We start from the raw sequence: 20,885 nt of genomic DNA on the forward strand, positions 1-20,885 counted from the left end.
ACTTACACGTTCCCGCTCAGCGGGAGTGCGCTTATGACCTCTACAAAAGGAACAACTGACATGACCGACATTATCAACCTTAACGATAACAACCTGTTACACCAGAAATCTGCCGATGAAGTCTCCGCACTGGCCGCCACGCTCGTACCGGACGAACAGCGTGTTGGCTTCTGGCCACTGCACTTCGGCAACATACCACAGTGGATAATCCTTGAACCGACAGCCTTCGCCTGGATGGACCGCTTCTGCGCCAGCTACAGTGGCGGCATCTGGCAGTTTTACACGCTGAGCAACGGCGGTGCTTTTATGGCCCCGGAAGCGAATGAGGATATCGATGAAAAATGGACGCTGTTCAATCCGATGAACGGCAACGGTGGTGAACTCAGCGCCGAAGCCGCCGGAATAGCCGTCTGTCTGATGACTTACAGCCACCACGCCATGCGCACCGAATGCGACACCATGACGGAGCACTATTACCGTCTGCGGGACTACGCGCTCAACCACGCAGAATGCAGCGCCATCATGCATATCATCGACTGAGGACCCCACAATGGAAACACAGTTACCGCTGTTTGCCGCCAAATTACCGGCATCCGCACAGCACACCATCCGTGAGGCTCTAACCCTGCTGGAGCGTCAGTTACGTGAACCCGGTGCGTCATTTACCTCCAGCCACGCCGTCCGGGACTGGTTACGCCTGCAGCTTGCCACGCAGGAGCGTGAAGAATTTATTGCGCTCTTCTTGGATAACCAGCACCGGCTGATTGCGCATGAAACCCTCTTCACCGGCACCATCAACCATACGCAGGTCCATCCACGGGAAGTAGTGAAGGCTGCACTGAAACATAACGCTGCTGCCATGCTCGTTGCACACAGCCACCCTTCAGGGCACGCAGAGCCCAGCGAGGCAGACAGACGGATCACAGAACGTCTTAAGCAGGCGCTGGATTTGGTGGACATCCGTCTTCTGGATCACCTGGTTGTTGGCGGGATGGAGATCGTCTCGCTAGCTGAACGCGGCTGGCTGTAAGGGGACCTGTGATGAAAATTATCAGCAAGCGTCAGGCCATGGCGATTTATCGTCAGCATCCGCAATCCCGGTTGTTTCGCTTCTGTACCGGCAAATACGCATGGTCCGGCAGTATCTGCCACTACGCAGGGCGGGAGGTACAGGATGTCAGCGGTGTGCTGGCGGTCTTCGCGGAGCGCCGTCATGACCGTCACGGTCCGTATGTCGTCCTGCGCAGTGTTACGCTGAACTGAGGAAAACAGATGAGCAGAATTATCTCCACCACAGTTTATACGCTGGATGAACTATCTGAATCCGCCTGGGAGAACGCCCGTAGCTGGTATCGTGAACATGCGCTGAATGATGACGGGTATCAGAACGTGTTTGACGAGTTCCGCGACATCTGCAACATCCTGGGCGTGGATATTAAGCTGTACCGAGTTCCTCACCTGTCAGGCGGCAATCGTCAGCAGCCCTGCATCTGGTTCAGCGGTTTTTGCCATCAGGGAAGCGGCGCTGTTTTTGAGGGAGATTATGCTTACCAGCCGCAGACGGTATGCCGGATCAGGGAACACTTTCCTGAAGACACTGACCTTCACCGGATAGCCGATTCACTGCAGGCTATCCAGTTGCACAACAGCGGCGAGCTTTGCGCCACGATCCGTCATCACGGCCAGCATATCCATGAATCCTGCATGGCAATCGCGGTCGAACGCCACAACCTGTCCGGGCTGGGGATGTCCGAAGGCAGTGAAGCGACTGCCACCGAAGCCCTTCGGGATCTGGCCCGCTGGCTATGCGGTTGGCTGGAAAGCGATTACGAATGGCAGACTTCTGATGTCGTAACAGACCAGTCCATCATCGCCGGTGAATATACCTTCACCAGATCCGGCCAGCGCTTCGGCTGACCTCATAATTTTTAAGCATTCCTTAATCCATTTTTTAGTGAGGCTTAACCATGCCAGACATCAACACCACCCAAAATGACAATATGGATGCACCGAGCTGGGGCCTGCATCGCGATATCACACCGTGTTTTGGCGCACGACTGGTGCAGGAAGGCAACTGCCTGCATTACCTGGCTGACCGCGCCAGCATCACCGGTCAATTCAGCGAGGCGGATTTGCGCCATCTGGATCAGGTTTTTCCGCTGATGCTCAAACAGCTTGAGTTGATGTTGGTATCCGGTGAGCTCAACCCACGCCACCAGCACTGCGTCACGTTGTATTACAATGGTCTCATCTGCGAAGCGGACACACTGGGCAGTTGTGGTTATATCTACCTCGCGATTTATCCGGGGGAACCGCCAGCAGCGTAATCACCAGACCTGCAACAGCATCCGGCACCACCTTCCTCGTTTCACCTCAGAAAGAGAACATCATGCAAACCCAATCTATACACCCTGTACGGGCGACGGCGTCACGCCCATCTCCTGTCGATATCTGGCAAACCCTGTTGACGTACCTCCTGGAGCAACATTACGGGCTCACACTTAACGACACCCCGTTTGGCAACGACAGGGTGATCCAGGAGCATATTGAGGCTGGTATCTCACTGTGCGATGGCGTCAATTTTATCGTCGAAAAGTACGAACTGGTCCGTATCGATCGTCACGGTTTCAGCACAGAAACACAGTCACCGCTTATTGGCAGCATCGATATCCTTCGTGCACGAAAAGCGACCGGGCTGATGACCCGCAACGATTACAAAGTGGTCACCGACATCACCACCGGCAAATACAGCGGGGGGACACGATGAAACTCTCCCTCACAGTGGAAGCTGATACTGTCAGCGTCCTGGCCCTCAACATGGGCCGGATCTCCGTGGATATCGATGGTATTGAACTGGCCGATCTGATCGATGTGGTCTGTGATAATGGCTATTCGCTTCGCATTGCAGACGAGCCCGGAAAACTGCTGATTGAAGATCCGCTTCCTGCCAGCGCCCGCTACCATGGCATTCAGTGCAGCACGGCGCATATCACCTGCGATGACAACGATCTACTGTATCGGCTCTCGCAACAACGGGAAGCTCACGAGGATGCGGAGTGGATTTGCTATACCGGATCAGGCTATCTCATCCGTCTGAATGCGTGGGCTTTTCCGGTTCTGCAACTGAAACGATGCGGACTGTCGAAAGCCGGTCGCCGGTTGATTATCACTCTGATGCGTCGCTACCCATTGAGCATCATTAACCTCGATGCCTTTGGTGAACTGCTACCAGGCTTTGATATCTTTGACTGGTAAATCTTCTCTTCATTATCACAGGCAACCCCATGTTGACACTCACTACCGAAGCGGCGCTGGATATTCTGATCGACTGGCTGCAGGACAATATCGACTGTGAATCCACGCTAATTTTCGATAACGACGAAGACAGAACCGATTCCGCCACGCTATTACCCTGCATCCAGCAGGCAAGGAACGATGTCCGGGATCTCTGCCATCTTCAGCTCCTGCACAACGTCAATAAACCGTAGCCTCTCATCAAACAGCATAAACGCCAGCCCTGACCCGGCTGGCGTTTTGCGTTTATATAAAGGAAAGCAAATGTCCGAACAATACACCCACACTGAATCCGATGTTCTGACAGGCCATACCGAGCTTATCAGCTCCACCAGCATTGAACGTATCGTTGTCGGGCGCAATGCCGCACTGGAACAAATCAAAGCGATTATCCATCAGCTCGCTGATATCTCTGCGCTAACCGAGAGTATTGGGGGTAAAACAGCCATTGACTGGGCAATGCGTCAGGAATTTCGCCGTGGTTGCTGGTTACTTGAGAAAGAACACACCGCCATGAAAGTGATCACCTGCAATCTCGACCGTAGCATCTGGCGCGATTTGATGAAGAAATCCGGCATGATTGCGCTGATGGATGCCGCCGCTCGCGACGAATGGAATCGTAATCTTGAGCAGGATGATATCCCCGCCATCAGCGAAGAGAACATTATCAGTACCTTTAAGCAACTGCACCACAGCAAAGACGATGTGTTTGAGCGTGGGATCATCAACGTATTTAAGAGCCTGAGCTGGGATTACAAGTCGAACTCACCGTGCCGGTTTGGCAAAAAGATTATCGTCGATGGACTGGTGAATTATGGCCGTTGGGGATTTAGATTACTTCACGGGAAACGACGGGCTCAGTTGGCGGATCTGGATCGCATGCTGAATCTGCTCGATGGTAAACCTGTTCCCGAAAACCGTCATGATCTTAGCATCAGATTAGATGATCACATAAGCAAGCAACACAGTAACGTATACGAAGATGAGTACGTGTCGATACGCTACTTCCAGAAGGGCTCAGGGCACATTACTTTCAAACGCCCTGATTTGGTTGAGAAGATGAATGACATTGTTGCCAGGCATTATCCGGGGATGCTGGCTGCTAAGTAAGTGTAAAAGGTCTTCTCTTTTGGGTGAGGGCTTTTTAAATCTTCCACACTTATGACAAGTTTCTATCTGAAAACACATATATGTGTTTTTACGCGTTTTTATGTTTTAGTGTCAGCCATCAACCTCATGAGAAGAGCGATGCCATGTTACAGAACAACATCAAACAGCTTCGTACCCAATTGTCGATCACTCAGCGCGAACTGGCGTTTATGGTCGGCACCAGCCAGCAGCAAATCCAGCGCATCGAAACCGGGAAGGTTGCAGCAAAGTTGGGCCTTGCTCAGGCAATATGCAATGCCCTGGATAAACCTCTAAACGTCGTGTTCCCGGAAAGCGATCGGTTGATAGACGACTTCCGTAAGAAGCGTCGTAAAACCGATGAAGATCTTGAGGTAATAGCTACAAGTGGCATTGAAATGGATAGCGGTCTCTGGACCGTAAAACTTTGGCTACAGGGGCTGCAGGATTATTTATTGTTGCCCATTTCTGCTGCTGATAAGCGGAGGTTTTATTATTATTTTCAGGAAACAGCTAGCCCGAATGTAGAGCGGTTCTTTGTCTTTGACTCGGACCAGTATCGTTATGCGTTAAATATGCGTGAAGTGGTATTTCACCAGTTCTTGTCTGATAGTCTACCGCCAATCGTTGCTAAAGAAGATGATGATTACGAAGACGATTATTTTAATGTCCATATCACCTTGGTGAACGGTGGCCCTGTGATTCCGCTGAGCGTTGAGCCTGATGTGCCGCAAAATGAAGAGGCGCATGATATCGGTCAGTTGAATGCGTTCTTTGACAAACTGGACTGTGAGCCTGAAACCACAGATCGTTATATGTTAACCGACGAAGATGGAGAAGATGCTTTTATCCGTATTGGTTCTATTGCCATGGTACGAGTCGTACTTGACGCGCTGGAGCCTGTGGAAGAAGATGAAGAGTAGTTTTTAGCTAGCTGTATTCACAGGGAATCTCGTTGAGTATACATGTGAGTATACATCGTGATTCATTGTTTTTATAAAGTTACTTATTTCAATTGGTTATGGATTAAATCGCGGTGCGGCCTTCGCACCATCAGTACTTCTAGGATCATTCTAGAAATTTCAATTATCCTTTAAAAGTCAATGCATTTGTCGTTTTTACGCCCTGAGTCGTCCAAGATAGTCCAATGAAATCCGGATGTCATTGGGGGCATCTTAACTTCGATTAGAAATGTGCCCCAAATGAAGCTTAACGTCAGACAGATCGAGGCCGCTAAGCCAAAAGAGAAAACCTACAAATTGGCCGATGGTAGCTGTTTTTATCTCGAAGTTTCGGGCAAGAGTTCTAAATACAGGCGCATGAAGTTCAGACGCTCCTCTCAAAAAAAAAGATCGCCTCGCAAAAAATATGTCTTCTTTAATGGCGCGCAATGCTCTTCCCGCCAAGCCTGCCTGCTTAAGGTGCCGCTTTGTTCGTCTGACAGGCGTCATAGGCCTGCTGTAAGGTCAGGGTGGTCACGGGTTGTCTCTCCTGATTAATGGCGGAACGGCGAGCTGTAGCAGCCTTTTACCCGACGGGGTGCCACGGGGGCTGTCGGCAACGGCGCGGGTTTCTCATAGATGACCGGAGAACGTATCACTTCAAAAATCGACTCATGCGTTTTAAATGTCGCTGAGCAGTGTATATTCTGACACTGCAGGTAACTTTCTTTGACGCTCTCAGACATATAGCGGCTGGTGCGAACGTGGGCCGCCGTGCGGCAGAAAGGGCATCGCATTATGACAATAGCCCCCGTGCTTTCAGGTCAGCTTCACATTCCCGCATTTTTTCCTGCCAGACTTTCCGCTGAACGGGCGTGGCCGCAACGTCATGCTTCCTATGCGGCAGCGTGGAGGCCGACAGCCTTGTTCTGAACAGCACCGATTCATCGGTCAGACGGATATCGCAGCCCTTTACGGCCTGATCAATCCACGCTTTCATCTGGCTAATATCCGCCGCGGATTCATCTATGCGTCGGGCATTAGAGAGAGGCGCTTCTCTGACTGTCTCAAGTTGTTCCATTGCAGGTTTAAGGTAGTCGGGAAAAACTGCGGTTTGAGTGATGTCAGGTCACCGACATCACTTATATCTGCACCTGACAGGACTGGTTGCTACTGGCAGTGGTTATCGTTTTCTTCGACCGTAACGTTGTCGGCTGGTCGATGAAGCACACTCTCTGATGCTAACTGGTTCTCGGCGAGCTGATGATGGCCGTCTGGAGTCGAAAACCGGACGGCGAGGTCATCGTTCGGAGGACTTTGAACGCGCCTCGTCGTGAGGACTGTATTCGTCTACCGCGTGGGAACAGTCCAGTTTATGGGGTAAATTAACTTATAGCTTAGAAAGTGAATTATTTTTAGATAATTAAACTGTTTGTTCCATTCCCTTCGCCGCAACAGCGTTACCAATTTCTCAAGCGTTTAAGTTACAATTCAGTTAACAGGTCTAATGTTCTTGTTACTTTTTTTTCGCTTTATTAACAGGGATGACACCCTCGGTCTTACCTTTCTTATCCAGCGTGTGCGCTTAATTGAAGAGCGTCAGGATATTGTCAGCGTCGCTATCAAAAAATGAACTAACTATTGTAATTTTATATTTTCAAAAAATTAACAATTCAATAATTATACATTTTTCTATATTTTTTCACTATATGAATGTTGTACAAAAAAGGACATATGTTTTGTATTGTTTTTCATTCACCGAAATTATAATTATGCTCGGTTAAAGGAATTGATTAATCAATGTTCTTATATTGATTAACTTTTTGGTCTTCACGAGTAAGGATTTTTGTATGAAAACAAGATTTAATGGCGGCATGAAACTTTTGACTTTACTGGTAGCTTTTTCTGGTATCACACATACAGCTCTAGCGGCTGATGGAACAGTGAAGTTTAAAGGTAATATACTTGATACAGCATGTACAGTTGATTCTGGAAGCGCAGATCAAACAGTAACATTAGGTGATGTAGCGAAAGCAGCTTTTAAAGCAAAAGATGATACTGCTGCACCAACTAAGTTTAGTATTAAGCTGACTGCGTGTCCAACTGGTACTGTCAATGTGAAATTTGATGGAGTCAGCGATCCCGCGAATCTAGATTTGCTTAAACTTGATACAGGACAAACTGCTACTGGTGTCGCAATCCAAATTACAGATGCACAGAACAACCTGATTGTTAGTACCGATGTAAAAATGACCCACATGCCAATGTAAAACGGACCCACCATGGGTAAAACTGGCAGTTTTAAGCGAGCTGCCGATGCTAACATTGGAGTTAAGAGTGGAGATTGCTGTTCTTCGTCGGCAAGGCATGTCTATCCGTGCTATTGCCCGTCATTTGAGGTGTTCCCGCCAGACTATCCGGCGTTATATCCGCATGGGAGATGCTGCGTCCTCATCCCGTTATTCCACCAGAGCTCCACGCCCGGGCAAGCTTGATCCGTTCAAGGCTTATATCAACGAACGTGTCGAGGCTGCCCGACCACACTGGATACCCGCCAGCGTTATGCTTCAGGAGATCCGCGCACGAGGCTATTCCGGCGGCTACAGCATGCTGACCGCTTATTTATTTCCGTTGAAGCAACAACCCGCTGAGCCGGTGGTTCGGTTTGAGACAGAACCGGGCGAGCAGATGCAGGTTGACTTCACCATCATTCGTCAGGGTTCGAGCCCTCTCCTGGCGATAGTCGCCACTCTGGGCTGGAGCCGGGCTACTTACGTCCGCTTTTACGCGAACCAGGATACCGCTGCATGGTGCGACGGGATTGAACATGCACTGGCCTTCTTCGGCGGCACGCCACGGCATCTGCTGTTTGATAATGCTAAGGCCATTATTCTGGAGCGGGACGTCTATGGCGAGGGGCTTCATCGCTGGAACCCTACGCTACTGGCTTTAGCCGAGAAGTACGGCTTTACGCCCAGAGTTTGTCGGCCTTATCGCGCGAAGACTAAGGGTAAAGTTGAACGCTTTAACCGCTATCTCAAGGAGAGTTTTGTCGTACCGCTGGCGACAACGTTCAAGCAGTCGGGCCTTCTCCTGGATGTTGACTCCGCCAACGCCCGTGTTGGGGCATGGCTTGTTCATACGGCTAACGCCCGGAAGCACGGTACGACCGGGGTTCCTCCTGACCAGCGATTACAGAAGGAGCTCGCAGCATTGCTGCCATTGCCGGCACCAGGGCCGTTCTCCGTTCCCCGACTGGCCGATGCTCCCCGACGGGCTCTGCCAGTAGAGAGTATTCAGCACCCTCTGTCGGTTTATCAGTCCTTACTGGAGGAGCGTTCATGAGTGATCTTCAGCATCAACGCATTGATGAGCTATGCCAGCAGTTTCGCCTCGATCGTATTGCATCCGAGTGGCCTGCTCTGGCCCAGAAGGCGATAGATGACACCGCGTCATTCGGGGATTTTCTTGAGCAACTTCTGAAGCTGGAGGCGGACAGCCGTGATGAGCGTCGGCGCCAGACGCTGTTACGCCTTTCTGGTTTGCCAGCGATCAAGACGCTGGAACAGTTTGACTTCAAGTTCGCCAGCGGTGCTCCCCGGGCGCAGATACAAGAACTGACAAGTCTGGCATTCATCGAACGGCAGGAGAACATCGTGTTCCTGGGGCCCTCTGGTGTAGGTAAAAGCCATCTTGCCGCTGCTCTCGCGTACCGGTGTGCCATGGCCGGGCTGAGTACCCGGTTTATCACCGCCGCGGACATGATGTTGCAGTTGGTTGCCGCCCATCGTCAGGGTGAACTTAAAGGCTATCTGAACCGCATCATTCACAAGCCACGACTGCTGGTAATTGACGAGATTGGCTACCTGCCGTTCGGTAAGGAGGAAGCCAACCTGTTCTTCCAGGTTGTTGCCAGACGCTACGAGTCAGGCAGTCTGATATTGACCAGTAATCTGCCATTTACACAGTGGTCAGGAACCTTTGGGGATGACGAGACGCTCACAGCAGCGATGTTGGATCGTTTGCTACATCATGCCCACATTGTTCAGATTAGCGGGCAAAGTTACAGGCTGAAGGATAAGTTAAAAAGTGGTCAGTTGAAGAAGTCTGCAACCGCCGACATTTCTGGCTAACCGCTAACAGGGGTGGGTCTGTTTTACTTTGGCAGGGTGGGTCACTATTCGATCGGTATTGACACCTGATTAAATTACACGAATCGAATTCACTTTCAGCCGTTACAGTTGCAACGGATAAAACAGCGACCATGAACTTTATTGCACGTTATCAGGCTACCAGCGCGACTGTTGGCTCTGGTACTGCTAATGCGACAAGTCAGTTTACGGTTATTTATAACTGATATGAGGATATGGGTATTTATTACTAATAAATACCCATATAGTTTATAAATGTTTTTTGATAATAAAGTGTTTTTTAGGAGGCTCACTTTTATGAATATGAGAATTACTACTCTATTATTTTCGTTAGGCCTCTTTACTGCTAGCGTTCAAGCTGGGGTAATCGTTGGGGGAACGCGCATTGTCTACAATGGTAGTGCAAGAGAAGTTTCACTATCGGTAAAAAACGCTGATAAATCCCCTTACCTTATTCAGGCATGGGCTGACGACAATGGCGCTGATGGTAAAGTTAAATCAGCAAATAAACCTCCTTTTGTTGCAACACCACCTCTTTTCCGTCTTGACGAAGGGACAGAGAATTTGATTCGTATAATCAGGACTGGGGGAGATTTCCCTCAAGATCGCGAGTCAGTATATTGGATGAACATAAAGTCTATCCCTTCAGTAGCACGTAATAACGATAAGAATGTATTGCAAATATCCGTAAAAACACGGATTAAGCTATTTTATCGTCCAGATGGAATACAATCACCAACCGAAGATGATTTTAATAAAGTATCATTTAAGCGAAGCCAGGGCAAGGTTGAGGTTATCAACCCTACACCCTATTACATAAGCTTTTATACTTTAAAAGTAGGTGGGGTTTTATTAGACACAACTAATGTAATGGTTCCCCCAAAGGCTAGTGCGACTTACAACTATGCTGGTGGCAAAAGTTCAAGCGATAAGGTCGCCTGGCAGTTTATTAATGATTATGGTGGAAATAGTAAAGTCATTTGGTCCCAGCTGAGATAAGTTTTTAGAAGATTATCTTGGTAATATTTATAATTTTCTAGAGCAAATAAAGTATGATTTCTTTAATCTTTAAAAGAAAATTAAATCGTCTCTCTGGTTTTGTTTGCCAACGTCCTTTGCTATTTCATCCAAAAGTAAGCTTAATACACGTTGGTGTCACATTAACTTTATTTCTATTCGCGAAACAAAGTTTAGCGGAAGAGATTTTTTTCAATCCTAATGCTCTGGAAATTGATAATCCCAATACAACTCCGATCGATTTATCTCGCTTTTCAACTAAGGGCGGCCAAGCTCCAGGTACTTATCGCGTTGATATTTATATTAATAGCGAGCTTCAAGAAACCCGTGATGTAGAGTTTGTTGAGGGAACGACAGGTAAACTGATGCCAAAGCTCACGTTAGGGCAATATAGACGATGGGGTGTTGCCATAGACTCCGCTGCTGAGCTAAAAGATGTGGCTGAGGATAAAGTAATTACAGATCTGAGTAGCTATATTCCCTCGGCAAAAATAATATTCGATTTTCAACATCAGATATTAAAAATTTCTGTTCCACAGGCGTTGATGAGAACAACTGCTCAGGGAACAATTGATCCCCAATATTGGGATGAAGGCGTTACTGCGTTGTTGCTGAGTTACGGTTTGAGTGGATCAAGAGAGTGGCATAGTCAGGGGGTTAATGACAATTATTTTCTTAATTTGCATAGCGGTTTTAACATCGGTGGTTGGCGTCTGCGTAACTACAGCACTGCTATGCTTAATAAAAACAGCGATAATACTGGAAATAATAACGAGGCATCGAATGAAAATAATCACCTTAATTGGGATTCAATTGATACCTACATACAACATGATATCCCTTCAATAAAGGGGCAATTCATCGCGGGTGAAAGCTATACACCTTCTGATGTTTTCGATAGTATCCCCTTTCGTGGTGTGCAGATTGGCTCTGATGACAATATGATGCCCGACAGCCTACGGGGATTTGCTCCAACTATACGTGGCATTGCTAATAGTAATGCTCAGGTAACGGTAAAGCAAGACGGAAACGTGATTTATCAAACTTATGTTTCTCCTGGAGCATTTTCGATTAAAGATTTGTATCCGACATCATCAAGTGGTGAGTTACAAATAATAGTTAAAGAATCTGACGGTTCAGAGCATACATTTATACAACCCTTTTCTAATGTTGCTGTAATGCAACGTGAAGGGAATCTCAAGTATGCTGCAATGGTAGGGAAGTATCGTCCTGTTAGTTCTCACGATGATACCTCTTTAATAGAACAGTCAACATTAATTTATGGATTACCTCATGACATGACGGTCTATGGAGGGGTTCAACATTCGCCAAATTATCGATCAGCCGCATTAGGTTTAGGTGTCGGTTTAGGTGATTGGGGTGCCTTCTCGGTGGATGCAACTCAGGCCAATACATCGTTAACGACAAATGAAGGAGACATAAATAAAAAAGGTCAATCATATCGCTTTCAGTATTCTAAAAGTATTGCCGCTACTGACTCGACAATTACCTTAGCTGGTTATCGTTATTCCACTAAAGGGTTTTACACTCTGCAGGAGTCGCTGGACTACGACCAGCCTGATGATACATATAATAATAACTGGCATGGTAACAAGCGTAGTAAGCTCCAATTAACCTTCTCCCAAAATCTTGTGGGACTCGATTGGGGGTCCTTAGCAATATCAGGGTACCAGCAAGATTATTGGAATGAAGAGGGTTATGAGCGTAATCTTTCGGTAAGCTATAACAACTCTTTTGTAAATGGCATTGCGTGGTCATTAATGTATATGTATACGCAATATACAAATAAAAGTGCAAATACAAGTTCAAATACGCATGCTAATAATAACAAACAAGTTTCGATCAATGTCAGTATCCCATTAGGAAAATGGCTTCCAGGTGCTTATGCTACCACTAGTATGAATAGCGATCTTCATGGTGGCATGTATAGTCAGGCTGGAATTAGTGGTACTGCACTTAAAGATAATAATCTTTCTTATTATATGTCTCAGGGTACTGGAAATAACAATCAAAATTATAATGGTCAGGTGGGGATGGATTATAAGGGAAGCTATGGGGAATTAAATGTAGGTTACAACTATAGTGATAACTCCAGGCAGGTAAATTATGGTGCACAAGGATCTGTAGTGCTCCATCAACATGGTATCACTTTTGGTCAGCCTTTGGTTGGCGATATTTCAGCGCTGGCACTTGTTGAAGCTCCAGGGGCGGACAATGCTAAAGTAAATAATGGCACTGGGCTGAGTACTGACTGGCGTGGCTATACTATTGTACCTTATTTAAATTCCTATAGACGTTCTCGTATAGCCCTTGAACCATCAACATTGAAAGATGATGTTGATATTAAAAATAACGTTACAACTGTTGTACCAACAGCAGGTGCCGTAGTTGCTGCTGCCTTCAAGACTAATGTAGGGCATCGAGTGTTAATAACATTTCAACAGGATAAATTTGCAGTGCCATTTGGTGCAATGGTTTCTGTCGATGGTAGTGAAAACCCGGATGTCGGTATTGTGAATGAGAATGGCGAAGTATACCTGAGCGGTCTTCCAGAGCGTGGAAGCATAACCGCAAAGTGGGGTTTAAATAACGAAATGAAATGTCACGCTGATTTTGTATTACCAGCTAGTACTGGTAAAAATAAAAGAAAAGATATCGGCTTGCAACAAATCAATGTTATCTGTAAATGAGAAACGTTATGGCATTTTTTAAAATAAAGTACAATGCTTATCCGTTATTTATTTTTCTTGTAATATTTTTCGGATATTCACATCATGCGAGTGCTGTTACGGGTTGGTGTACTCCTACAGGCGGCACTCCATATCATTTCGATATCGATTTTACATCTACAATTACCGATCCTTCTCTCGATAGTCCAGGCAAGATTATAGATCCTGTAGATTCGTGGGATTTAGGAACAACGTATAGTATTACATGTGATTGTGATGGTACAAACAGAGCAAGAATGTTTTCGGGGCGCTCAACTCTTACGCAGTATGGAGTTTTTAATAGTAAGACATATTATAATTTAAATGATAATATGGCTATTGCGACGACTATTTTTGTCGGAGGGAATGGTTATTATACGGTTCCATTCGAAAATATCAGTAATAATTCACCGGATAAAGCCTGTAATACCCCGATTAACACTGCTAACTCCGGCTCAAAAGGAAATGTTTCCTTATATATTAAAAAAGGCTTTGTTGGTTCAATTGATATCCCATCAACTTTAGTAGCATCTATGTATTCAACAAAAGCGACGGGGAGTTATTCTTCTACTCCTATATCTCAAGTATATATCAGTGGGACTATAAGCGTCCCACAGTCATGTAAAATTAATGATGGGCAGATTATAGATATAGATTTAGGCCGGCTGGTAGATACCTCGCTAAAAACTAAGGGAGCGAAACCCGACGGGTATGAAGAAAAAACTGCATCGGTAAACTATAGTTGTACTAATATAGCAGAAGGTATTAAGGTTAAGTTTAGCTTTAATGGTCAGGCCGCGCCTGGGGATTCCAGTTCACTTTTAACCACTAATAGTGATATTGGTGTGCGAATTGAAGATCGTAATGGGGCGATTGTCAGTCCCAATAGTGGAGACTTGCTCACGCAATTTGATGCAAGTACACAAACAGGGAATGCTTTGTTTAAAAGTTATCCGGTTAATGTGTCAGGAAATATGCCAGTTCCGGGTAAATTTACGGCGACAGCCACCGTTATGATGAATCTGGAGTGAATCGCTAAAATGAATCAATTCTTTAAGATCTTCTCTAATTACTTACATATCTGTAAGCCGAGCATTGTTAATAAAAATAGTTTTATTGCGATAATTTTATTTATTCCGCAATTAGTCTATGCTTTAACTGCACTCGAGTCGGTGCCAATTAAATTTCATGGTGAAGTTTTTGCTGCCACATGTGATATTAAAGGCATTGCAGATCAAACAGTAACCCTTGGCGATGTGAGTACAATTGATCTTGCTGAGGCGGGCGATGTATCTCGTGCGATACCATTTTCGATTACTGTCACCTGCCCTGATGGTGGGCCAAAAAAAGCAGTTGTAACCTTTACCGGTACTGCAGCATCCGACCCATCACTACTAGAATTAGATAGTGTTACCGGTGCGGCAACTGGCGTGGCGGTTAGAATTAACCAGGGTGACACTACCAATGAATTGAAACTTGATAATCCTTCAGAGGCCATAGCTCTCATTGGCGGGGATAATCTATTAAGTTTTAATGCGCAATATCAGGCTCTCGTATCGCGCCCTCAGATAACTCCTGGTGTTGCAAATGCAACCGCTCAGTTCACAGTTACTTACCCTTAACAACGTAAATCGGTGAGGTATGTGGCGCGAAATTTTATTCTTTTTAACCATCTAATTCCATGTTCTTTACATCAATTACATGTTGGTTTGCATTAAAACTGAATTAGGTGGTTTGCAACTTTATCTTTAAAGACTAATCGTCATAAATTTTAAATAGAATAACCATAGGGTTCTATTTAAAATTTATATATGCGGTGCTTATTCCTGGCAATATAAAGGGTGATATTTGTATAATTGTGTGATCTTGGGTTTGAAACGAGGTTCATAATTATTCAAGTGTTATTTCGCGAGAATGTTTATTGAACGAGCATGCTTTTTAGAAAAACATCGCATAGGTTTACTTGCCCTGGGTGATACATGTTGCATTGATCAAATACCAGTATGCTATCAAATTCTTTCAGGCTATAGATTCGGTCTTCAATCTCTTCGTCGTTTTATCCAGCCGGCCAGTAGCATTCCTCAATCGACGTCAGGTCTAAGAAATTCGGTTCTACCTATTTTTAGGTTTTCTGATGATCTTCCTGCCTGGTAATAGCTTTATATAACCTAAGGTGAACATAGCTAGCCGATTCTATGGTTCGTCCGGTTAGGTTGGCCATTGCCGTACCGAAAGGGTTGGAATCGCGTGCTGATGGCGGGCTTATTGGTCCTGGTTTCGATAACCGCCAGCGGCAAGTTAGGTATGCGGTACTGCAAGATTTCGGCAGATTCAACATTGATAAGTGAGGCCAGTTTGCCAAGGCTACAATTTTACCATTCCGAAGTTTTACTTTCTGACGGGCATGTGACGTGACATCCCAGCCTGCGGTCTTGACGGCGGGCAGGATAGATTTGGGGATAATGTTTTTTTCCGTCAGATGAGTTTTGTTTTCGCCAACCATGGCAGAGCATTCAACGAAATTGGATTAGCTCCGGTTTTACTGGATTAATGTATCAGGTAATGAGCTGAAAAGGTGTTTTGGGGAACCACGGGCAAATTCAGGAGGACAATTCCAATTATTAGCATTCGTCCACCACGGGAATTTAATACATGTTTGTTACGAACAATTTATTGCGATCGCGCTCGCAACGTGGACAATACTTAATTATGCGGAGAACTTATAGCAGCGAAATCAATAATTTCATTTAAGTCACGGGATGGGGAATGGACAGTAACACTCAGGGATTCACTTCATACTGGCGTAATACCTTAGCTGATGCCGAGTCTGGAAAAGGGGCATTTGAGCGTAAAGATGAAGCTTCATTTACTCAGTGGGTGAATGTCGATCGGGGCAGGTTGGATGAAGAGATCGTGCAGTCGTTCTTCGAGGGCGAAGACGAGCAGGTTAAAACCGTCGAGGTAATGTTACGGCCGCAGGTATGGATCCGCCTGTTAAAGCATGGCAAGGAACGTACGGCAGGGGCACCTGGTATCGTTACACCATTGGTGACTTCTGCTCTGTTGAACCGTGAAGGCTTTTTGTTCCCCGCATCTCCTGCCACCATTCCCCGCGACCTGCTTGAACCACTCCCCAAAGGTACCTTTTCTATTGGTGAGATGGCGGAATATGACAAATACAAAACCACGCATGATTCATTCACTTTTGGTCCTGATGTCGATGACCAGCAGCGTGAGGAAACAGACGAACAGCGGGCGGAACGATATGCTCGCTATAAGCAGTTGTGGCAAAAGTACCTGAAAGACACAAATGAACTTTTAAAAAGTGTGGCCGGGAAATGGCTTGATTCTCCAGAGCAATATGAGCAGGCTGGACATGGCTACATTATTAAAGCCAACCAGTCTGGAGGGGCAAGCATTCATATCCTGCCTATGTACGATCATCTACTGTCGTGCAAAAAAGAGGTGCCATTGCTGGCACGCTTTGCTTCAAAGGATAAATCACCTGTTGAGCCGCTTCTTGCCAGTCATGCCATGTTCAGTGAGCGTCTGGGACATTCCGGCGATAAGTTTCCGCTGGCGGTCGCACAGCGCGATGCGCTTAGCCATTATCTAACTCAGCAGCCAGGCGATATTCTTGCCGTCAACGGTCCTCCGGGAACCGGAAAAACTACGCTGGTACTCTCTATCATTGCCACGGAGTGGGCGAGGGCGGCGCTTAACAAAACTGAACCGCCAATGGTGATTGCGACATCGACAAACAATCAGGCCGTTACCAACATAATCGAGGCCTTCGGTAAAGATTTTGCTACCGGCAGCGGGCCTATGGCCGGCCGTTGGTTACCTGATGTAAAAAGCTTTGGTGCCTACTTCCCGTCTTCAAGCCGAAAAGCCGAGGCAGCAAAAAAATACCAGACGGAAGACTTTTTTAACCGTGTTGAATCACTTGAATACGTAGAAGATGCCCGATTCTTTTTCCTTGAAAAGGCAAGCGCAGCTTTTCCGACTGTGTCATGTCATTCACCTGAACAGGTTGTGGAGCTCTTGCATCAGCGATTAGTTGAACTCTCTGCAGAGCTTGAGCAAATCGAGCCTGCGTGGGACGCCCTGAACGCCATACGCGAAGAGCGGAACGCCGTCAGCGACGATCTCGAGCAGTATATTGAGGATAAGAGAACATCACTGCTTAATAGCACAAATGAAATCTCGCTATTAACGCAGGGCAAAAAACAGTGGGAACAATATCGAGCCGGTGAGTCGATCATGTTTGCTCTCTTCTCCTGGCTTCCCGCCGTTCGTACTAAGCGTCACTATCAAATGAAGCTGTTTTTGGAGGCTACGTTTGGCGAAAGAATGTCTGCATTCCAGGGAACTCTGCCTGATGGAATTGATGCTTTTATCGATGGCCTGATTGCACAATCGCATAATGAACAGACCGGGTATCAGCAGCAGATCGCTATTGCTGAGGACATTTCCCGACGTGAAAGCGAAGCGGCACTGCGCTGGCGCGAGATTACTCGCTCACTGGGAAATCAGGACGAAGCAGAGTTGAGTCTGCGCGAAGCCGATGAACTTGCCGATACACAGCTCCGTTTCCCCGCGTTTCTGGTGGCGACGCATTACTGGGAAGGTCGTTGGCTGATGGATATGGCTGCTATCGATAACCTTCAAAAAGAGAAAGGTCTCAAAGGGGCGAAGACCATTAAAGCCCGCTGGCTGCGTAGAATGAAGCTCACCCCTTGCGTCGTGATGACCTGCTTTATGCTTCCTCACCATATGCTCGTCAGGGAACACATTGGCGGTAAAAAGTTTGATGATGGTTATTTATATAACTTCGCCGATTTGCTGATTGTCGATGAAGCGGGGCAGGTACTTCCTGAGGTTGCCGCTGCATCCTTCGCACTGGCGAAGAAAGCCCTGGTGATTGGAGACACAGAACAGATTGCGCCTATCTGGAATAGCCTGCCTGGTATTGATATCGGCAACATGGTTGAGGAAAACATTCTTCCGGGAGGTACGCAGGAAGAACTTACTGAAGCGTATACCCTGGTGTGTGAATCTGGAAAAAGTGCTGCCTCTGGCAGCGTTATGAAGGTTGCGCAGTTCAACTCGCGCTACCAGTACGATCCGGATTTGGCGAGAGGGATGTACCTTTATGAACACCGTCGTTGCTTCGATAACATCATTGGCTACTGTAACACGCTCTGCTATCACGGTAAGTTGCAGCCCAAACGAGGGGAAGATAAAGAAACAATATTTCCTGCAATGGGTTATCTGCATATAGATGGTAAAGGTATGCAGGCAAGTGGTGGAAGTCGCTATAACGACTTTGAAGCGAAGACGATAGCAGCCTGGCTTGCCGCGCATAAAGAAGAGATTGAGCGGCACTACAATAAACCTCTGCATGAATTAGTCGGCGTTGTGACCCCATTTTCGGCGCAGGTCAGCGCGATTAAGTCGTCATTGCGTAAGCTGGATATCAATTGCAATGGTGACGAAAGCTCACTGACAGTAGGTACGGTCCACTCATTGCAGGGAGCCGAACGAGCAATTGTGCTGTTCTCTCCCGTGTATTCGAAACATGAAGATGGCGGATTTATCGACAGCGACAGCAGCATGCTGAACGTTGCCGTTTCGCGTGCTAAAGATAGTTTCCTGGTCTTTGGCGATATGGACCTGTTTGAGATCCAACCCGGAACGTCACCTCGTGGGCTGCTGGCGAAATACCTGTTTGCTTCCACCGATAATGCATTGCAGTTCGAGTTTCAGGAGCGCCAGGATTTAAATACCTCACAAACACAGATTTCAACCCTGCACGGGGTGGATCAACATGATGCGTTTTTGAATCAGACTTTTGACGAGATTAATCAGAGAATTACTATCGTTTCCCCGTGGCTCACCTGGCAAAAGCTGGAACAGACCGGTTTTCTGGCGTCGATGTCTCAGGCGCGCGCCCGCGGCATTGATATCACTGTAGTAACGGATAAAACGTTGAATACAGACCATGCCAATTTCGAAAAGCGAAAAGAGAAATATCAGCGTCTAAATGAAGCCCTGGAAAGGTTGAATGAAATGGGCATCACAACGAAGCTGGTTAACCGTGTTCACAGTAAGATTGTGATTGGTGATGAGGGGCTGCTTTGCGTCGGTTCCTTTAACTGGTTTAGCGCCTCGCGAGAGGAAAGATATCAGCGATACGATACGTCGATGGTCTATCGCGGCGATAGCTTAAGAGCAGAGATCAATACGATTTATTCCAGCCTTGAGCAGCGTCAGTTATAAAAAGATATACAGTGCCTGAGCACCCTTATAAATCACAGGGTGCTCAGGAGGTTTAATAAAATCATGTCTATTAACCCTTACAAACATTTTGTCGGTGCCATTCCTACACACTCCACCGCCCAACCTCAATTAATTCACCTAATCAAAACACCGGCACCCCCAGCCCAACCTTCACCTCCTTCAACGTCTCCTGCGTCACTCCCTGCGCCCGCTCCGTCCCGCGCTTCAGCATCGTCATCAGCTCGCCCTTATCCTGCATATACATCGCCCTCCGCTCCCGCATCGGCGCAATCAGCTCCTGCAAACACGCCTCCAGCTCGTTCTTGCACGCCCGGTCGCCCAGCCCGCCCGCCTGATAGTGCGCCTTCATCGCCGCCACTTTCTCCTTGTCCGGATGAAACGCGTCGAGATACGTAAACACCACGTTCCCCTCAATCTGCCCCGGGTCGCTCACCTTCAGGTGGTTCGGGTCGGTGTACATGGCGCTCACCGCGCGATGAATCGTCTCTTCGCTGGCCGAAAGGTGCAGCGTGTTGCCCAGCGATTTCGACATCTTGGCGCTGCCGTCGATGCCGGGCAGGCGGCTTGTGTCGCTCAGCATCGCCCTGCAGTGGCGCAGCACCGGGGCGGGCAGCAGGCTATTCATCTTGTGCACAATCTCGTTGGTCTGCTCAATCATCGGCAACTGGTCGTCGCCGACGGGCACGCACTCGGCCTTAAACGCGGTGATGTCCGCCGCCTGGCTGATGGGGTAGGCCATAAACCCGACCGGCAGCGAGCGGGCGAAGCCCTTCTGCGCAATCTCGTTTTTCACCGTCGGGTTACGCTCCACGCGGGCGACGGTGACGATATTCATATACAGCATCGTCAGCTCGGCGAGGGCGGGCAGGGCAGATTGCAGGCAGATCGTGGTCAGGTTCGGGTCGATGCCCGCGGCGAGGTAGTCGGCCAGCACTTCGGGGATGTTGTCGCGTATCTTCTGCGGGTTGCTGCCGTTGTCGGTCAGCCCCTGCAGGTCGGCAATCAGTACAAACTGGCTGTGCGTCTGCTGGAGCGCCACGCGCTGGCGCAGCGATCCGACGAAGTGGCCGAGGTGCAGCGGGCCGGTTGGGCGGTCGCCGGTGAGGATGGTTTGCGTGTTCATAAAGACTCCTTAATGGGCAGTTGCCGAAAGGGGTCTTAGATGTGAGAAAGCCGCCTTTCGGCGGCTATCTGAAAATGGGGAAAACTACTCCGTGCCGCCTTTAAGAAGGCAGCCACCAGCGGTTTACGGTGAGCACGGCGTGGTTTATGTTCATCTCTTTACCGTACCACGTCCGGCGCGAAAAACAAAAGGGCACGTC

21 protein-coding genes and 2 pseudogenes are annotated in these 20,885 nt (G+C 47.5%); 20 read left to right on the top strand and 3 right to left on the bottom strand.

Features of this window, described 5'->3' with window-relative positions:
- The first annotated feature begins 60 nt into the window (after nucleotides 1-60).
- From KGP22_RS02505 to KGP22_RS02555, 11 genes and pseudogenes are all read left to right on the top strand, one after another.
- Nucleotides 61-540, top strand: a complete 480-nt coding sequence (locus tag KGP22_RS02505; protein ID WP_080461205.1) for an antirestriction protein — start codon at nucleotides 61-63, stop codon at nucleotides 538-540.
- 10 nt (nucleotides 541-550) lie between these two features.
- Nucleotides 551-1,030, top strand: a complete 480-nt coding sequence (gene radC / locus KGP22_RS02510) for a DNA repair protein RadC (RefSeq protein WP_045405095.1) — start codon at nucleotides 551-553, stop codon at nucleotides 1,028-1,030.
- Between the two features lie 11 nt (nucleotides 1,031-1,041).
- Nucleotides 1,042-1,263, top strand: a complete 222-nt coding sequence (locus tag KGP22_RS02515) for a DUF987 domain-containing protein (RefSeq protein ID WP_045405097.1) — start codon at nucleotides 1,042-1,044, stop codon at nucleotides 1,261-1,263.
- A gap of 9 nt (nucleotides 1,264-1,272) precedes the next feature.
- Nucleotides 1,273-1,917 (top strand): hypothetical protein, encoded by a 645-nt coding sequence (locus tag KGP22_RS02520; protein WP_045405098.1) that lies wholly within the window; start codon nucleotides 1,273-1,275, stop codon nucleotides 1,915-1,917.
- 50 nt (nucleotides 1,918-1,967) lie between these two features.
- Entirely contained in the window at nucleotides 1,968-2,327 is a 360-nt protein-coding gene (locus KGP22_RS02525; RefSeq protein ID WP_045405099.1) for a type IV toxin-antitoxin system YeeU family antitoxin, read from the top strand.
- Between the two features lie 62 nt (nucleotides 2,328-2,389).
- Nucleotides 2,390-2,767, top strand: a complete 378-nt coding sequence (locus KGP22_RS02530; protein ID WP_045405101.1) for a TA system toxin CbtA family protein — start codon at nucleotides 2,390-2,392, stop codon at nucleotides 2,765-2,767.
- Nucleotides 2,764-3,255 (top strand): DUF5983 family protein, encoded by a 492-nt coding sequence (locus KGP22_RS02535; RefSeq protein WP_045405103.1) that lies wholly within the window; start codon nucleotides 2,764-2,766, stop codon nucleotides 3,253-3,255. Before KGP22_RS02530 ends, KGP22_RS02535 begins: the two co-directional genes overlap by 4 nt.
- Before the next feature lie 29 nt (nucleotides 3,256-3,284).
- A complete protein-coding gene (locus KGP22_RS02540) occupies nucleotides 3,285-3,488 on the top strand; it encodes a DUF957 domain-containing protein (RefSeq protein ID WP_023312607.1) in 204 nt (67 codons plus the stop codon).
- A 70-nt stretch (nucleotides 3,489-3,558) separates the two neighbouring features.
- The gene (locus KGP22_RS02545) at nucleotides 3,559-4,404 is read left to right on the top strand and encodes a DUF4942 domain-containing protein (protein ID WP_045405106.1); all 846 of its coding nucleotides are present in this window, start codon (nucleotides 3,559-3,561) and stop codon (nucleotides 4,402-4,404) included.
- Between the two features lie 143 nt (nucleotides 4,405-4,547).
- Entirely contained in the window at nucleotides 4,548-5,345 is a 798-nt protein-coding gene (locus KGP22_RS02550; protein WP_047359029.1) for a helix-turn-helix transcriptional regulator, read from the top strand.
- Between the two features lie 279 nt (nucleotides 5,346-5,624).
- A pseudogene (locus KGP22_RS02555) lies at nucleotides 5,625-5,771 on the top strand (integrase); the annotation flags it as partial.
- A gap of 146 nt (nucleotides 5,772-5,917) precedes the next feature.
- On the opposite strand, the gene KGP22_RS02560 reads toward KGP22_RS02555, so the two are convergent.
- Both KGP22_RS02560 and KGP22_RS02565 read right to left on the bottom strand, forming a co-directional pair.
- A complete protein-coding gene (locus KGP22_RS02560; RefSeq protein WP_223582367.1) occupies nucleotides 5,918-6,163 on the bottom strand; it encodes an ogr/Delta-like zinc finger family protein in 246 nt (81 codons plus the stop codon).
- Complete coding sequence (locus tag KGP22_RS02565; RefSeq protein ID WP_223582370.1) at nucleotides 6,160-6,486, bottom strand: hypothetical protein; 327 nt, start codon at nucleotides 6,484-6,486, stop codon at nucleotides 6,160-6,162. Before KGP22_RS02565 ends, KGP22_RS02560 begins: the two co-directional genes overlap by 4 nt.
- 5 nt (nucleotides 6,487-6,491) lie before the next feature.
- Between KGP22_RS02565 and KGP22_RS02570 the strand changes: the two are divergent.
- The 9 genes and pseudogenes from KGP22_RS02570 to KGP22_RS02610 all read left to right on the top strand — a co-directional run.
- A pseudogene (locus KGP22_RS02570) lies at nucleotides 6,492-6,671 on the top strand (IS3 family transposase); the annotation flags it as partial.
- 542 nt (nucleotides 6,672-7,213) lie between these two features.
- Nucleotides 7,214-7,633, top strand: coding sequence for a fimbrial protein (locus tag KGP22_RS02575; RefSeq protein ID WP_223581097.1), 420 nt, complete (start codon nucleotides 7,214-7,216; stop codon nucleotides 7,631-7,633).
- A gap of 46 nt (nucleotides 7,634-7,679) precedes the next feature.
- Complete coding sequence (gene istA, locus KGP22_RS02580) at nucleotides 7,680-8,708, top strand: IS21 family transposase (RefSeq protein ID WP_223579877.1); 1,029 nt, start codon at nucleotides 7,680-7,682, stop codon at nucleotides 8,706-8,708.
- Nucleotides 8,705-9,496: an IS21-like element helper ATPase IstB gene (gene istB / locus KGP22_RS02585; protein ID WP_223540741.1), complete on the top strand. Its 792-nt coding sequence runs from the start codon at nucleotides 8,705-8,707 to the stop codon at nucleotides 9,494-9,496. The genes istA and istB overlap by 4 nt, the downstream gene beginning before the upstream one ends.
- Nucleotides 9,497-9,811: 315 nt before the next feature.
- On the top strand, nucleotides 9,812-10,513 hold the full coding sequence (locus tag KGP22_RS02590) for a molecular chaperone (protein WP_111965520.1): 702 nt from the start codon (nucleotides 9,812-9,814) through the stop codon (nucleotides 10,511-10,513).
- A gap of 53 nt (nucleotides 10,514-10,566) precedes the next feature.
- Entirely contained in the window at nucleotides 10,567-13,242 is a 2,676-nt protein-coding gene (locus tag KGP22_RS02595) for a fimbria/pilus outer membrane usher protein (protein WP_223581099.1), read from the top strand.
- Nucleotides 13,243-13,250: 8 nt separating this feature from the next.
- Nucleotides 13,251-14,291 carry a fimbrial protein gene (locus KGP22_RS02600; RefSeq protein ID WP_223581101.1) on the top strand — a complete coding sequence of 347 codons (1,041 nt, stop codon included), beginning with the start codon at nucleotides 13,251-13,253 and terminating at the stop codon, nucleotides 14,289-14,291.
- A 9-nt stretch (nucleotides 14,292-14,300) separates the two neighbouring features.
- Nucleotides 14,301-14,882 carry a fimbrial protein gene (locus KGP22_RS02605; RefSeq protein WP_223581103.1) on the top strand — a complete coding sequence of 194 codons (582 nt, stop codon included), beginning with the start codon at nucleotides 14,301-14,303 and terminating at the stop codon, nucleotides 14,880-14,882.
- A gap of 1,144 nt (nucleotides 14,883-16,026) precedes the next feature.
- Complete coding sequence (locus KGP22_RS02610; protein ID WP_223581105.1) at nucleotides 16,027-19,542, top strand: AAA domain-containing protein; 3,516 nt, start codon at nucleotides 16,027-16,029, stop codon at nucleotides 19,540-19,542.
- 142 nt (nucleotides 19,543-19,684) lie between these two features.
- Here KGP22_RS02610 and trpS read toward each other — a convergent pair whose 3' ends face one another.
- Nucleotides 19,685-20,686 (bottom strand): tryptophan--tRNA ligase, encoded by a 1,002-nt coding sequence (gene trpS / locus KGP22_RS02615; RefSeq protein ID WP_223581107.1) that lies wholly within the window; start codon nucleotides 20,684-20,686, stop codon nucleotides 19,685-19,687.
- Nucleotides 20,687-20,885 lie beyond the last annotated feature (199 nt).

Source organism: Enterobacter sp. JBIWA005 (assembly GCF_019968805.1).
In the GTDB taxonomy this organism is placed as follows: domain Bacteria; phylum Pseudomonadota; class Gammaproteobacteria; order Enterobacterales; family Enterobacteriaceae; genus Enterobacter; species Enterobacter vonholyi.

Bases quoted from the DNA above. Each gene is read 5' to 3' on its own strand.
- KGP22_RS02505 (WP_080461205.1), top strand. From the start codon at position 61: ATGACCGACATTATCAACCTTAACGATAACAACCTGTTACACCAGAAA.
- radC (WP_045405095.1), top strand. From the start codon at position 551: ATGGAAACACAGTTACCGCTGTTTGCCGCCAAATTACCGGCATCCGCA.
- KGP22_RS02515 (WP_045405097.1), top strand. From the start codon at position 1,042: ATGAAAATTATCAGCAAGCGTCAGGCCATGGCGATTTATCGTCAGCAT.
- KGP22_RS02520 (WP_045405098.1), top strand. From the start codon at position 1,273: ATGAGCAGAATTATCTCCACCACAGTTTATACGCTGGATGAACTATCT.
- KGP22_RS02525 (WP_045405099.1), top strand. From the start codon at position 1,968: ATGCCAGACATCAACACCACCCAAAATGACAATATGGATGCACCGAGC.
- KGP22_RS02530 (WP_045405101.1), top strand. From the start codon at position 2,390: ATGCAAACCCAATCTATACACCCTGTACGGGCGACGGCGTCACGCCCA.
- KGP22_RS02535 (WP_045405103.1), top strand. From the start codon at position 2,764: ATGAAACTCTCCCTCACAGTGGAAGCTGATACTGTCAGCGTCCTGGCC.
- KGP22_RS02540 (WP_023312607.1), top strand. From the start codon at position 3,285: ATGTTGACACTCACTACCGAAGCGGCGCTGGATATTCTGATCGACTGG.
- KGP22_RS02545 (WP_045405106.1), top strand. From the start codon at position 3,559: ATGTCCGAACAATACACCCACACTGAATCCGATGTTCTGACAGGCCAT.
- KGP22_RS02550 (WP_047359029.1), top strand. From the start codon at position 4,548: ATGTTACAGAACAACATCAAACAGCTTCGTACCCAATTGTCGATCACT.
- KGP22_RS02575 (WP_223581097.1), top strand. From the start codon at position 7,214: ATGAAAACAAGATTTAATGGCGGCATGAAACTTTTGACTTTACTGGTA.
- istA (WP_223579877.1), top strand. From the start codon at position 7,680: ATGCTAACATTGGAGTTAAGAGTGGAGATTGCTGTTCTTCGTCGGCAA.
- istB (WP_223540741.1), top strand. From the start codon at position 8,705: ATGAGTGATCTTCAGCATCAACGCATTGATGAGCTATGCCAGCAGTTT.
- KGP22_RS02590 (WP_111965520.1), top strand. From the start codon at position 9,812: ATGAATATGAGAATTACTACTCTATTATTTTCGTTAGGCCTCTTTACT.
- KGP22_RS02595 (WP_223581099.1), top strand. From the start codon at position 10,567: ATGATTTCTTTAATCTTTAAAAGAAAATTAAATCGTCTCTCTGGTTTT.
- KGP22_RS02600 (WP_223581101.1), top strand. From the start codon at position 13,251: ATGGCATTTTTTAAAATAAAGTACAATGCTTATCCGTTATTTATTTTT.
- KGP22_RS02605 (WP_223581103.1), top strand. From the start codon at position 14,301: ATGAATCAATTCTTTAAGATCTTCTCTAATTACTTACATATCTGTAAG.
- KGP22_RS02610 (WP_223581105.1), top strand. From the start codon at position 16,027: ATGGACAGTAACACTCAGGGATTCACTTCATACTGGCGTAATACCTTA.
- trpS (WP_223581107.1), bottom strand. From the start codon at position 20,686: ATGAACACGCAAACCATCCTCACCGGCGACCGCCCAACCGGCCCGCTG.